This is a genomic window from Formosa algae, from assembly GCF_001439665.1.
Classification (GTDB): Bacteria; Bacteroidota; Bacteroidia; order Flavobacteriales; family Flavobacteriaceae; genus Formosa; species Formosa algae.
Genome location: NZ_LMAK01000025.1, coordinates 14,781 through 28,522 on the forward strand (window position 1 = coordinate 14,781; position 13,742 = coordinate 28,522).

Consider the following 13,742-nt stretch of genomic DNA (forward strand, 5'->3'; position numbering starts at 1 on the left):
AAATTAATTCTAAAAAACCCCGCTTTTGCAATATTTATTTAAAATACCCTCATTTTTTTAGGGTTAAAAATGAATTAATCACAAAAATAGACAGCAACCCCCTGTTTTTTAGTGGGTATAAAATCTTTTTACTTAGATTTGATTTGTTATTAACAAAACAAACCATATAAAAACATGAAGAAATTTTTTACCCTTGCACTAGTATTTGCATCATTTGGTATTTATGCCCAAGATGACACTATGGAAGTAAAACCAAAACTAAGTATCAGCGGTAGTGTTGATGCATATTATCAAACTTATTTAACAGCACCTGACGATCAAGGTCAATATTTCGGAACTGCATTTGCAAAAAAATCTGGATTTGCTTTAGGAATGGGAAATCTTATTATTTCTTACGATGGTGCCAAAACAGGAGCCGTACTTGATCTAGTTGTTGGACCAAGAGGTGAAGAAGCAACTTTTAATAGCGACATAGTAGACGGTATTGTTAACCAGGCATACGTTTACTGGAATGTGTCTGAAACAACGACATTAACATTTGGACGTTGGAATACATTTTTAGGCTACGAAGTTATTGCACCTGCTGCAAACTTTAACTACAGTACATCTTACTTATTTTCTAGCGGACCATTCTCGCATATGGGTTTAAAAGCTGACTTTGCTTTAACAGATGATTTTAGCTTAATGTTAGCCGTAACAAACCCTTGGGATACAAATGACACTTCTCTTACTGGAGAATATGCTTTTGGAGCTCAGTTAGGATATAAAGGACAATACTTAAACCTGTACTACGATAGTGGAAACAACGATGGTTTAGGTTTTGAAATAGACTATACTGGAGGATTCGATTTATCTGACTCGTTCTATTTAGGCTTAAACGCAGCATACAACGACAATGACGGATCAGGATTTTACGGCGCAGCATTCTATCCTCAATACGCAGCTACAGATGCTTTCAGTATTGGGCTAAGAGGTGAATTTTACGGAAAATATTATGACGATTTTGAAGAATTCGAAATAGATGATGAAACTGTAGTAGCATTTACGCTTACAGGAAGCTATACTATTGAAAACTTAATTATCAAACCAGAATTTAGAATCGATTCTTGGTCTGATGCAACACCTTACTTAGACAACGATGGAATGGCTACAGATAATTTAGCTGCATTTACCATAGCTGCTATCTACGCATTCTAATACAAAAACCCTATATATTAATAACGAGACAACCACGTCTTAATTTTTCACTAACTACTAACCTTAATAATTATATTTATGATGCTACTTTTAAACACACCTCCTGTAGTTCAAGACGCTGCCGCAGTAGCCGCAGCTGTTAAAGACGACATGGGAATGTTATGGATGCTTATTGCAGGTATTCTAGTATTCTTTATGCAAGCAGGATTTTTCCTTGTTGAATCTGGAATGACAGATTCTAAAAATGCAGTAAACATTGCCATGAAAAATTTCTTGGATATTGCTGTAGGTTCATTAGCCTTTTGGTTTATTGGATATTCTTTAATGTACGGAGCTGATGTCTCTGGCGGTGGATTCTTTCACTGGGGCGGATTTATATTCTCTCAAGGTCCAGCAGATTTATTCTTCCAAACAGTATTCGCTGCAACAGCTGCAACTATTGTTTCTGGAGCAATTGCAGGTCGTACAAAATATACTACTTATGCAATCTTTAGTATTGTTCTTACCGCTATTATCTACCCAATTGCTGGTGGATGGGAATGGAATGGTGGATGGCTAAACGCAGAATGGATGCCAGCAGAATTTATTGACTTTGCAGGTTCTTCTATTGTTCACTCTGTTGGTGGATGGGCTGCTTTAGTTGCTGCTTGGATGGTAGGTCCTAGAATAGGAAAATTTCTTGATGGAAAACCTGTTGAAATGCACGGACACAATCAAATGTATGCCACTTTAGGTGTATTTATCCTTTGGTTAGGATGGTTCGGTTTTAACGGTGGATCTCAATTAGCTTGGGGAGGCGACGATTCTGTTGCTGCTTCACAAGTAGTATTAGTAACTAATTTAGCTGCAGCAGCAGGAGCACTTAGTGCTTTATTATTTACTTGGTTTAAAAATGGAAAACCAAACTTAGCAATGACTTTAAACGGAGCTCTTGCTGGTTTAGTTAGTATTACTGCTGGTTGTGGAAACATGACCGAAGGTGGATCTGTATTAACAGGTTTAATAGGTGGTATACTTGTAGTATTATCAATTGGTTTTATTGAAAAGAAATTAAAAATTGATGATGTTGTAGGTGCTATTTCTGTACACGGTGTAGCTGGAGTATGGGGAACCTTAGTTATTGGACTTTGGGGTGTAGACGGAGATACTGGCCTTGGATTATTCAACGGTGGTGGATTCGCTCAATTTGCAGCACAAGGTATAGGTGTAATTGCTTATGCTATTTGGGGACTTGTACTTTCTTACATATTCCTTACTATTATTAAGAAAACATGTGGAGGCTTAAGAGTTACCGAAGAAGAAGAGATCGCTGGTCTTGATATTTCTGAACACGGTTCTATTGCTTACCACGGAAAAAGAGTTAGAGATATAGAATAACAAATATCAAAAACTTATAATTTTAAATATAGGAAAAGATGCCATGTAACAACATGGCATCTTTTTAACGTAATAAAGATTCTGTATGAAACAGATAAAAATTCGTAAATTCAAATTAACTAAAATGATAAACCATAATTAATTATGAAGAAAATTGAAGCAATTATTAGAAAATCAAAATTCTCTCAAGTGAAGACAGCCCTTCATTCAATTGGTGTGAATTTTTTCTCTTACTGGGATGTTACCGGACTTGGTAATGAAAAAACAGGTCACGTATATCGTGGTGTTAGTTACAGCACTAGTGACATTCAGCGCAGATACTTATCTATAGTAGTAAATAACGACTTTGAAGAAATTACAGTCAAAACACTTATGGATGCTGCTAGAACTGGAGATGTTGGAGACGGAAAAATTTTCGTTTCAGACGTTGAAGAGTGCTACAGAATTAGAACTGGGGAAAAAGGAGGAGAAACACTAAAATAAACACTAAAAAAACTTAAATATGGAATTATTGACAATTAACAATGTATGGATGATGATCTGTACAGCTCTCGTATTCTTTATGCACCTTGGTTTTGCATTCTTAGAAATAGGACTAACACGACAAAAAAACACATTAAATATACTTTTTAAAAACATATTCATAGTAACCATTGGTCTTTTACTATATTGCTTAGTAGGGTTCAATTTAATGTATCCTGGAGAATTCAATGGATTTTTCGGTTTTGCAGGATTCGGGTTAGATTCACCACTTACTCCAGATGGCGCTTTAGACTTAGCTTATAACGAAGGCTACACATACTGGACAGATTTCTTATTCCAAGGTATGTTTGCAGCTACTGCAGCAACTATTGTATCTGGAGCTGTAGCAGAACGTATGAAAATTGTACCGTTTATGATTTTCGCCATTATTTATGTAGGAATTATTTACCCAATTGCTGGTTCATGGAAATGGGGAGGTGGATTCTTAGATGAATTAGGATTCTACGATTTCGCTGGATCTACACTTGTACACTCTGTAGGAGGTTGGGCTGCTGTTGTAGCCGTATGCTTATTAGGCCCACGTATTGGGAAATTTAAAGACGGAAAGCCTCAAGCCATTCCAGGACACAATATACCTTTAGCAACTGCAGGTGTTTTAATCCTTTGGTTAGGATGGTTCGGATTTAATGGTGGTTCTGTATTATCTGCAGATCCAGGATTAACATCATTAACATTAGTTACAACTTGTTTAGCTGCTGCTGCAGGTGGTGTGGTATGTATGTTAGTATCTACGGCATTATACAAAAACTTAGATTTAACCATGTTCTTAAATGGTATTCTTGGAGGATTAGTTGGAATTACAGCTGGCGCTGACCAAATGAGCCCTACAGACGCTATACTTATTGGAGCTATTGCAGGTGCATTAATAGTATTTGCTGTAAGTTTTATTGACAAATTAAAATTAGACGATCCAGTTGGAGCAATAGCCGTACACTTAATTTGTGGTATTTGGGGAACTTTAGCAGTTGGGCTTTTCGGAGAATTAGCCGGAATGGATCAATTTGTTAGTCAGTTAATAGGTGTTGCTTGTTATGCAGTATTCTGTATTATAAGCTCATTCATTATTATCTTTATCCTTAAGAAAACTATGGGAATCCGAGTTTCTGAAAGAGAAGAATTAGAAGGTTTAGATGCTCACGAGCATGGTATGGATGCTTATCCGGACTTTAGAATGAACGAACATTAAAACTCATTTTAACTCATATTAAAAAGCCTTAAGACTATAAATCTTAAGGCTTTTATATTTTTAGACTTAATTAACAGCGCTATTTTTTGATTCTCTAATAATATATGTACTTTTGCCCTATAATAACGAGGAAAGATTTGACTGATTGCAACCTCACTAAAAAATGCTAAAGGACAGTGCATACTTCCTGAGACGTTTTCGTCAAATCCCCTCCATATTTAATAATTATAAATTAGATTATGGCATATTTATTTACCTCGGAGAGTGTATCCGAAGGACACCCAGACAAAGTTGCAGACCAAATTAGTGATGCATTAATAGACAATTTCTTAGCTTTTGATCCAAATGCAAAAGTGGCTTGCGAAACTTTGGTAACTACCGGGCAGGTGGTTCTAGCTGGAGAAGTAAAATCTACTACCTATTTAGATGTTCAGAAAATAGCAAGAGACACCATAAACAAAATAGGATATACCAAGAGCGCATATATGTTCGATGGGAATTCTTGTGGTGTATTTTCTGCAATTCATGAACAATCAGACGATATTAGCAGAGGTGTAGATAGAGAAACTAAAGAAGAGCAAGGCGCAGGAGACCAAGGAATGATGTTTGGTTACGCGACTAGCGAAACTGAAAACTACATGCCTTTAGCTTTAGATTTATCACATTTACTTCTAAAAGAATTGGCTCAGTTAAGACACGAAAATAAAGATATTACTTATTTACGTCCAGATTCTAAAAGTCAAGTAACTATAGAATATAGCGATGATAACGTGCCGCAACGTATTGATGCCATTGTAATTTCTACACAACATGATGATTTTGGAACAGATGATGTAATGCTAGCTCAGATTCGTGAGGATATTATTAAAATCTTAATTCCACGTGTCATAGCAAAATTACCTGAACACATTCAAAACTTATTTAGTGATGATATTACATACCATATCAACCCTACAGGGAAATTTGTTATTGGAGGACCTCACGGAGATACCGGTTTAACGGGTAGAAAAATTATTGTAGATACGTATGGTGGTAAAGGTGCTCATGGTGGTGGAGCTTTTTCAGGAAAAGACCCAAGTAAAGTAGACCGTAGTGCAGCTTATGCTACAAGACATATCGCTAAAAATTTAGTTGCAGCAGGTGTTTGTGAAGAAGTTTTAGTCCAAGTATCTTATGCTATTGGAGTTGTAGAACCTATGGGAATTTACATTAACACCTATGGTACATGCCCGTTTAATATGACAGACGGAGAAATTGCTAAAAAAGTATCTAGTATATTTAGCATGCGTCCTTCAGAGATTGAAGATCGTTTAAAATTACGCCAGCCTATGTATAGCGAAACAGCTGCTTACGGACACATGGGAAGACAACCTGAAACGGTTACAAAAACATTTACACAACCAAATGGAGAAACTAAAACATTAGATGTAGAGTTATTCACTTGGGAAAAATTAGATTATGTAGACGTCGTTAAAGCATCTTTTAACTTATAACACCTACTTAATTATTATATAAAGCCACTTTCTTAACTGAGAGTGGCTTTTTTTTATTCTCAAATCTCTCATGAATTCCCTACTTTTAAAAGACAATAAACACCGCTATTATGAAAAAAATTTATTTTATATTAATATGTACAACTCTAACCTTTCTCTCCTGTAATACGGACGATTGCGAAGATTATAATTGCTTTACGCCTCCCTCGCCGTTTCTTTTTGAACTCGTCGATAAAACTTCAGGAGAAAACCTATTCACAAATGTCACATATAGTCCTGAAGATATAAACATCATTAATACATTAAATAATAATGCTAAAACTGAGTTTGAATTTATAGATGAAGATAATTACAACATCATTCAAATCAACTCTATCGGTTGGAAAACCGAGACAGTAAATTTAGAAGTTAAAATAAAAGACGAGACCATATTCAATCTATATGTAGATTCTGAACGTAAAAATGAAGACTGTTGCAGTTTCACAAATTACAAAGCAGTAGAAATTCAGAATGTAGAATACACACAAGAAGATCAATTCGATATTTACACCATTCTTGTACCTTAGAAATATTTAGACATAAAAAAAGCAAGCTATAAAAGCTTGCTTTTTTGTGGGGAGAGTAGGATTCGAACCTACGAAGACGTAGTCAGCAGATTTACAGTCTGCCCTCGTTGGCCGCTTGAGTATCTCCCCAAAACCGGTGGCAAATATATCACTTTTTTTAAAGTTTCAAATAAAAAATTATCTTTTTTTATCACTACTGTTTTTACACATTGAAAATGAGCAATTAAGCCTCTAAAAAAATTACACTTACCATGGTTTACGCTATTAAAGGGAATAAACTGCTCTTAATGTAACATACCTTGGCTGAATAAAGTAATCTGTAGCACTCACAGAATAATCTGTTGTGGTACTTTGGCTTTGAGATTCCGTATCTAATAGGTTAGTCGCCTTAAGTTCAAACTCCCACTTACTATCTGCATCTTTTCTATATGCTAAAGATGCATTCCAGAATTCGTAGCTGTTAATACTTCCATCTTCATCACTAAAATTATTATACGTATAATCTGTTTTAAAAGTCAATACTTTCCATATTAATGCATTAAACTCTGCATTAGGAGAAGATGTAAAATACTTTGTTCTTGTATCTCCTTGGTCGTTATCTTGAATGCTATAATTATATCCGATCTCGAAATTTGGAGCATCTCTAAAATTAGAACTTAACTCTACACCATAATTCTGAGTATAATTCTCATTAACCGATCTTACACTCTGGATAAATTGATTAAATTTTGAATAGTTAAATGATCCACTAGCAGAAGCTTTAAACTTGCCCACTTGCTTTTGAAAACGTCCGCTAGCCGATACCGTTTCGTCTGCATAAGCAGAATTGAACGGTGAATTGGTACGTATTACACTTTCAAAATTGGTTATATTTCTAATGTTATCTATACTTTTATTATAGTTAATATTAGCAAACACATTAGTATAATTGAATAAATTGAAACTAGAATATCTTAAACGTACAGCATGAGAAATAGCATTATCTAAACCTTCATTTCCATAAAAGAACGAGTTGTAATCATTCATAACTAAACCTTTTGCCAATTGCGTCACATCTGTAAACTGGGTTTCCATATTGTAGCTCAACGTTAATTGCTCACTCTTTTTAAGCTGAAGACGCACATCTAAATCTGGAAGAATTTTATAGAAATTATCTTTGTATTTCTCACTAAATTGAACATTATCACTTGCATAACTATGTACTGTAGCACCTGGAGTAACTGTAAATATTCCAGATTTTAAGGTGTAATGCATCCCTACATACACATCAGAAAAGGTATAATCTATATTATTTATTCCTAAACCATCATTAATTGTTGGGGTTGGATCGAAAGTAGATCCATCGTCTAACACCTGAAAAATATTTGAATTAAAGGTTTGTTTACTATAAATCGTTCCTAAAGTAAAGTTTAAATTACTCTTCGCATTTAACACATTGTAGTAATCTACCTTCGCATCTACTTGATTAGACTTTACACGTTTGTCTTGATTTACATTATAATCAATTTGTAAATTATCTAAACCTAAGCCTGCTGCTGCATCTTCGTATTCACTTTTCTCCTCAATTATTGCATTGTAAAACGGATCTTCGTCTTGCCATAAATGCTGACCTTCGAAAGCAAAAATATGTTTGTCGCTTAAGGTGTAATAATAATTTAAATTTTGATTAATACTATATGGACTAGACGATTCGTTTTGAACCGTGTTCCCTATTATTGAAGATATTTCTATCTGATCTTGGTTTTCTTTAGAAATCCGACCAATAACATCGTAATCTAATTGATTGTTAACATTTGGCTGATACCCAACACTAAGTTTTAACATTCCTAAATCACTACTTTGTTTGGTTTTACTTTGAGTAGTTTCGTCCGGCACACCTAAATCTGTATTAGTATACACAATACTGTTGTTCTCTTGCATACCAATTCTGTTACTTGCAAAAATTCCGAAACCACTAAATGTCAATGTTTCTTTTGGTGCATAACTAAAGTTTGCAGCTGCAAATTTTGTATTTATATCTTGTGCTCTATTGTTTTGGAGCGATGCAAAACCAAGACTGTTAGTCCCTAAATCTATATTGGTTCCGCTACTTCTACTAGGAGCTTTAAAACCTCCGGTAAAGTTGAAATAATCTCGTCTAGAAAACGCTATTTCACCAATATTATTTAAATCTCCGATTAAATTAATACTGTATTTCGGACTATAATAAAATAATTTTGGCTGAAGCAGATACAAATTATCGTCGTCTGCGATTCCTCCTCCACCGGTAATATCTCCAAACCAGAAATTCTTTTTACCTTCTTTTAGTTTAATGTTTATGGCTACGTTATCTTGGTTATTAGTTACCGATCTTAACTGTCCTATTTCGGCAAAATTCTTTAACACCTCAATCTTATCAATAGCACTAGAAGGAATGTTTTCTGTTGCTAACTTGGAATCACCATCAAAAAAATCCTTTCCATCTACCATTACTTTACTCACTACATTACCTTCAACCTCTATCTCTCCATCATCATTAATTTCAACACCAGGTAATTTTTTAAGCACATCTTCTAATTTCCGTTCTGTACCATTTTTAAAAGAGTCTGCATTATACACAATGGTATCTCCTTTCACGGTAACTGGCATTTCGTAGATTAACTCAACTTCGTCTAACGTATTGTCATTGCTTAAGGTGAATGTTTTGTACACATTCTTATCGGTAGTCTCTATAGCAATTTGCTCGGTTTTCATACCAATATAACTCACCTGAACATTATACTTAGAATTTTTAGATACCGATAATTTATATTTACCGTCTGGGTCTGTAATCCCGTAAGATTCTAACGCCTGACTTTCGGTATTAATCGCAATAACATTGGCTAATTCTAACGGACTACCCACGCTATCTTTAACAACACCTTCTAACTTTAACTGCCCAAAACTTATATTAAAAGCTAAAAGCAAAAGAATAATTAATCCTTTTTTCATTTCTTTTATTTGAATTTTATGTAAAACAATACTATTAATTATCTTCTACCTCCACCACCTGGGCCACGTCCACTAAAAGATTCACGTAATTCTGCCATTTTCTTTGTGGCAATTTCTGTGTACTCTTCTTGCGTTACGACTTTACCCTTAGTTGGTATTTTAATTTCAGTATCGTCTTTTGCATTCAATACAATTTTAGAACAAAGTATGGTTGTTTTATCTGCGCTAACTTCCAAAATTAATCCTGGTAATCCCCAATAATCATCAGGACCTTGATTCACTGGAATTTGAGGTGTGTACCAAGCGGTTACTGTAACCTCTCTAGGTTCTACTGTTTCTTCTTCTTTAGATTTATCTTCGTCTTCACCTCCACGTCTTGGACCTCTAAAACTAGTAATATCTGTACCACTAACCATTTTTACGGCTGTCGCTTTAAAACAAGTATACTGACCAATTTGTTTGGTTTCGTTTTCCATTTTCCAAACTAATTTTGGAAGACTATCTTTAATAAGAAACTGTTTTCCAAAAAACTCTTGGTCTACAATCACTTGATTTGTTTTTATATTTTTATACTTAGGTCCTGCAGAAAGATCGCCTGGACCTCTAAAACCTCTACCTCCAGAAGACGAAGGCGCTGCTAATTTTTCTTCTTCTTTATAAATAGATTCAGAACGGTTAAACGATAAAATATATGATTTCTCAAACAAAGATTTCATACGCTCTTCAATTCGTTTTTTCTGCTCATCACTTATTTGTCTTCCTCCAAAATCTGGCATCTCTGCAGTTGTTTTAGATTCGTAATAGGCTTTTCCTTGAAAGTCTGCTTGTGCTAGAGCAGAGAATGAAAATGATGTGCATAAACACACCAAAAACAGTTTTAATAGTTGTAATTTCATATGTATAATTAATTAATCAGGGTTAATCTGTTTTTATAAGACTCTCGTTTTTAGAATTCGTTTAATGCTTTTTTATTTTTTTTATTAAAAAAGCAAGTATTCACGTGACATCTCAGGGTATATATTAAAATACTCCGCCCTTTTTTGTACTTTTCACTTATGAAATTTATGCTTTACATCTTTCTTTTCTCTTCTGTAATGACGCAAAGCCAAACGGCTATAGAAGTGAATTTAAAACAAACAAAACCTCTTAATGTGTCTACTTTTGTTGATACAGATGCTGTTGAAACCACATATTATATTAATAATAATGAATTTTCTAAACAGACAGCCACTCAAACCTTGCATTACACCAACCTGCAGCTGGGTAGCATAAGTAGTGCCAATACATTTAATCCTTTACGCTTAAATCTGTTCTACAAAAATTTTAATACGGTTATGATTTTAGATAATCGATTGGCTGAAATTTATAAAATAGACTTTAACAGCCTTACACCTTATAGAAATCCATTGTTTGTCTCTACCGGCTACGATACGACACTCTGGATTTTAAACGACAACACTCAACAACTAGAACTGTTTGATTATAAAACAAACACTTTAAGAGCAGCAACTACACCTATAAATTCTGAAGTTTTAGATATGGTGAGTAATTATAATTGGTGCTGGCTACTTACTACAGATTATATTTATCAGTTTAATTATGTTGGATCTTTGGTTCAGAAAATTAAGAATGATGGATTTAATAAACTCGATGAGAGTAATGAGAATTTAGTGCTTCAAAAAAACAACACCCTATACTATTTGAAAAAGGGCAGCACAGACTTTGTGAAACTAAACTTACCTGATTTATTAATCAAACAGTTTTTGCTTACGAACCAAACCTTGTATATTTACGACCTGAAAAATTTGAATCAATTCCATTTAATAACACCATAAGCTATGCATGTTGCAATTGCCGGAAATATTGGCGCAGGAAAAACTACGCTAACTAAATTACTTGCTAAACATTTTAAATGGGAAGCCCAACTTGAAGACGTTGTAGATAATCCATATTTAGACGATTTTTACAACCAAATGGAACGTTGGAGTTTTAACTTACAAGTTTATTTTTTAAACAGCCGTTTTAGACAAGTCCTTCAGATTAGAGAAAGCGGAAAAGATATTGTTCAAGACCGAACTATTTACGAAGATGCTCATATTTTCGCTCCCAATTTACATGCCATGGGCTTAATGACAAATCGTGATTTCGAGAATTACCGTTCTCTTTTCGATCTAATGGAATCTGTGGTTCAAGGGCCAGATTTACTAATTTACTTAAGAAGTTCTATTCCTAATTTAGTAGGACAAATACAGAAACGTGGTAGAGATTATGAAAACTCTATTAGTATAGATTATTTAAGCCGATTAAACGAGCGTTACGAGGCCTGGATTCATGGTTACGACAAAGGAAAACTTCTAATTATTGATGTAGATAATTTAGATTTTGTAGACAATCCAGAGGATTTAGGATATATTATAAATAGAATAGATGCCGAAATAAACGGTTTATTCTAAAACCTTATTTTATAAAACCACTTGCTCTCGCGTGATTAATAGCTTCTTTACTAGACTTTACTAATAACGCGGGAGTTGTTTTATAACTATTAAACAATCCTTCAACGCGTATCATCTTTTCTTTGTGTCCTACGCATCTTAAATAAATAGCCGATATACGATTAGGAAATAATTCTGCAATTTCAATATAAATATCTGCATCGTGTTCCCCACTATCTCCAATAAGTATAAACGATAATTTAGGATACATATTCAAAATATTAATAATCTCCATTTGCTTCTGAGGTTTCTCGTTTGCTTTCTTTTTCTTGAAGATGGTATTCATACTTCGCAAAAGTATTGGTCCTTTTGGAAAATTATTTGTTTTAAGGAAGAACGTTAAATACCGATACAAATTCCAAGGACTGTGGCTCACATAAAAAATTGGATTAGCATCTTTTCCTGAAACACCAATATGCAACATATTATAAAATTCTGCCGCACCTTCTAGAGGAATTCTTTTAAAAGCACCTTTAAAGAAAGTGTTTACTAATACACGCCATTTTAAAATGGAAGCAACTCCTGTGAGCATTATCGTATCGTCTATATCACTAATAACTCCAAACTTTGCGGTCTTAGGCGGAATTAAAATTTGTGCAGGAAAACGATTTTCATTTGTGATTTTACGCTTAATATTAACATCACTGTATGAAGCAACGACTTGTAACCAACCTTCTTCATTGGTAAGCTGATCTAAATGTTCTAGGTTTTCTTCAGATTTAAAATACCCATGATCGTCAGTTTTTACTTTAATTACAGTATCGTCCGGTAAACGTAAATTTAGCTCTACATTTTTAACCTCATCACTTTCAAAACGTTTATACGTGTTTATTAACAATTTAAACAACCCTTTTTGCTCCAAGTCTATAGTTTCATCTTCTAAAGCGCGGCCTCGTAAATAAAAACGAGAAGCAGTGCCATAACTTTGAAATGCTATAATTTGTAGGGGATCTCTTTTAAACATTTTTAATTTTAAAAAACATAATGTAAAAATACCGGATTATTACCAAATTAGTAGCGTATTGGACACTAAAAAACCGTCTAAAACTAAAATTCTAGACGGTTTTTTGTTTACTAAGCCTAAAGACGAAGTTAATTATTTATGAATAAACTGATTTACATCTGAGCCTTCGTAAGTTATGGTTTCTACAACCTTCTTACCATCAACAATTTTCACGGTAGTTACTTCAGCTATTTTATCTCCAGCTTCATTTATTATAATTTCAACATCTTGCTCAACGCCCTGAACCAGTTCGGTTTGGTTGTTATTTAAAACATCTTCATTATAACTTGTAAGACTATCTGCATTTAACGCAATACTTGGAGCAATAACCAAGGCTACAACAGACATTAATTTTAATAGAATATTTAATGAAGGTCCTGAAGTATCTTTAAACGGATCTCCAACAGTATCTCCTACAACAGCAGCTTTATGTGCATCTGTTCCTTTTTTACCCTGTTCTTCTATAGTTTTTTTAGCATTATCCCATGCACCACCGGCGTTAGATTGGAAAATAGCCATTAAAACACCACAAGTGGTTACTCCAGCAAGAAGTCCTCCAAGCATTTCTGCACCACCTATAAAACCAACAGCAACGGGCACAGCAATAGCTAATAACCCGGGTAAAACCATTTCTTTTATAGAAGCTTTAGTAGAAATATCGATACATTTTCCATAATCTGCAACACCATCAGCTTTATCAAATATGGCACGATCTTCTACTGAGGCTTTACTCATATCAGAATCATATTTACGCATAACAACTAAGGCTGCTTTTAATTCTGGAATATCTCTAAATTGACGACGCACTTCTTCAATCATTGCCATAGCAGCACGACCAACAGCATTCATAGACAAAGCTGAGAATACAAATGGTAACATACCACCTACTAATAGTCCCGCCATAATATCTGGTCT

Annotated in this window: 12 protein-coding genes and 1 tRNA gene; 8 read left to right on the plus strand and 5 right to left on the minus strand. The window is 34.3% G+C overall.

The features are described from left to right. Positions 1 to 174 precede the first annotated feature (174 nt). The 6 genes from AST99_RS08835 to AST99_RS08860 all read left to right on the plus strand — a co-directional run bounded on the left by AST99_RS08835 (position 175) and on the right by AST99_RS08860 (position 6,362). Complete coding sequence (locus tag AST99_RS08835; protein ID WP_057781480.1) at positions 175 to 1,197, plus strand: outer membrane beta-barrel protein; 1,023 nt, start codon at positions 175 to 177, stop codon at positions 1,195 to 1,197. 81 nt (positions 1,198 to 1,278) lie between these two features. Beyond that, entirely contained in the window at positions 1,279 to 2,574 is a 1,296-nt protein-coding gene (locus AST99_RS08840; protein WP_083495652.1) for an ammonium transporter, read from the plus strand. A gap of 144 nt (positions 2,575 to 2,718) precedes the next feature. Next, a complete protein-coding gene (locus tag AST99_RS08845; protein ID WP_057781482.1) occupies positions 2,719 to 3,057 on the plus strand; it encodes a P-II family nitrogen regulator in 339 nt (112 codons plus the stop codon). Between the two features lie 19 nt (positions 3,058 to 3,076). Then, a complete protein-coding gene (locus tag AST99_RS08850) occupies positions 3,077 to 4,303 on the plus strand; it encodes an ammonium transporter (protein ID WP_057781483.1) in 1,227 nt (408 codons plus the stop codon). Positions 4,304 to 4,542: 239 nt separating this feature from the next. Continuing rightward, on the plus strand, positions 4,543 to 5,796 hold the full coding sequence (metK, locus tag AST99_RS08855) for a methionine adenosyltransferase (RefSeq protein ID WP_057781484.1): 1,254 nt from the start codon (positions 4,543 to 4,545) through the stop codon (positions 5,794 to 5,796). Positions 5,797 to 5,906: 110 nt separating this feature from the next. Next, positions 5,907 to 6,362, plus strand: coding sequence for a hypothetical protein (locus AST99_RS08860; RefSeq protein ID WP_057781485.1), 456 nt, complete (start codon positions 5,907 to 5,909; stop codon positions 6,360 to 6,362). Between the two features lie 47 nt (positions 6,363 to 6,409). Here the strand turns inward: AST99_RS08860 and AST99_RS08865 are convergent. The 3 genes from AST99_RS08865 to AST99_RS08875 form a co-directional block, all read right to left on the minus strand. Then, positions 6,410 to 6,491: transfer RNA gene (locus AST99_RS08865), tRNA-Tyr, on the minus strand. A gap of 135 nt (positions 6,492 to 6,626) precedes the next feature. Then, positions 6,627 to 9,332, minus strand: coding sequence for a carboxypeptidase-like regulatory domain-containing protein (locus tag AST99_RS08870; RefSeq protein ID WP_057781486.1), 2,706 nt, complete (start codon positions 9,330 to 9,332; stop codon positions 6,627 to 6,629). A 38-nt stretch (positions 9,333 to 9,370) separates the two neighbouring features. Further along, positions 9,371 to 10,228, minus strand: coding sequence for a GLPGLI family protein (locus AST99_RS08875; protein WP_057781487.1), 858 nt, complete (start codon positions 10,226 to 10,228; stop codon positions 9,371 to 9,373). 159 nt (positions 10,229 to 10,387) lie between these two features. Between AST99_RS08875 and AST99_RS08880 the strand changes: the two genes are divergently transcribed. Both AST99_RS08880 and AST99_RS08885 read left to right on the plus strand, forming a co-directional pair. Then, positions 10,388 to 11,167 carry a hypothetical protein gene (locus tag AST99_RS08880; RefSeq protein WP_057781488.1) on the plus strand — a complete coding sequence of 260 codons (780 nt, stop codon included), beginning with the start codon at positions 10,388 to 10,390 and terminating at the stop codon, positions 11,165 to 11,167. Between the two features lie 3 nt (positions 11,168 to 11,170). Beyond that, positions 11,171 to 11,785: a deoxynucleoside kinase gene (locus AST99_RS08885; protein WP_057781489.1), complete on the plus strand. Its 615-nt coding sequence runs from the start codon at positions 11,171 to 11,173 to the stop codon at positions 11,783 to 11,785. 4 nt (positions 11,786 to 11,789) lie between these two features. Here AST99_RS08885 and AST99_RS08890 read toward each other — a convergent pair whose 3' ends face one another. Together AST99_RS08890 and AST99_RS08895 are read right to left on the minus strand one after the other, a co-directional pair. Then, on the minus strand, positions 11,790 to 12,788 hold the full coding sequence (locus tag AST99_RS08890) for an App1 family protein (protein ID WP_057781490.1): 999 nt from the start codon (positions 12,786 to 12,788) through the stop codon (positions 11,790 to 11,792). Positions 12,789 to 12,920: 132 nt separating this feature from the next. Further along, the coding region (locus tag AST99_RS08895; RefSeq protein ID WP_198151447.1) for a sodium/proton-translocating pyrophosphatase at positions 12,921 to 13,742 on the minus strand (822 nt) is incomplete at its 5' end.

Bases quoted from the DNA above. Each gene is read 5' to 3' on its own strand.
- AST99_RS08835 (WP_057781480.1), top strand. From the start codon at position 175: ATGAAGAAATTTTTTACCCTTGCACTAGTATTTGCATCATTTGGTATT.
- AST99_RS08840 (WP_083495652.1), top strand. From the start codon at position 1,279: ATGCTACTTTTAAACACACCTCCTGTAGTTCAAGACGCTGCCGCAGTA.
- AST99_RS08845 (WP_057781482.1), top strand. From the start codon at position 2,719: ATGAAGAAAATTGAAGCAATTATTAGAAAATCAAAATTCTCTCAAGTG.
- AST99_RS08850 (WP_057781483.1), top strand. From the start codon at position 3,077: ATGGAATTATTGACAATTAACAATGTATGGATGATGATCTGTACAGCT.
- metK (WP_057781484.1), top strand. From the start codon at position 4,543: ATGGCATATTTATTTACCTCGGAGAGTGTATCCGAAGGACACCCAGAC.
- AST99_RS08860 (WP_057781485.1), top strand. From the start codon at position 5,907: ATGAAAAAAATTTATTTTATATTAATATGTACAACTCTAACCTTTCTC.
- AST99_RS08870 (WP_057781486.1), bottom strand. From the start codon at position 9,332: ATGAAAAAAGGATTAATTATTCTTTTGCTTTTAGCTTTTAATATAAGT.
- AST99_RS08875 (WP_057781487.1), bottom strand. From the start codon at position 10,228: ATGAAATTACAACTATTAAAACTGTTTTTGGTGTGTTTATGCACATCA.
- AST99_RS08880 (WP_057781488.1), top strand. From the start codon at position 10,388: ATGAAATTTATGCTTTACATCTTTCTTTTCTCTTCTGTAATGACGCAA.
- AST99_RS08885 (WP_057781489.1), top strand. From the start codon at position 11,171: ATGCATGTTGCAATTGCCGGAAATATTGGCGCAGGAAAAACTACGCTA.
- AST99_RS08890 (WP_057781490.1), bottom strand. From the start codon at position 12,788: ATGTTTAAAAGAGATCCCCTACAAATTATAGCATTTCAAAGTTATGGC.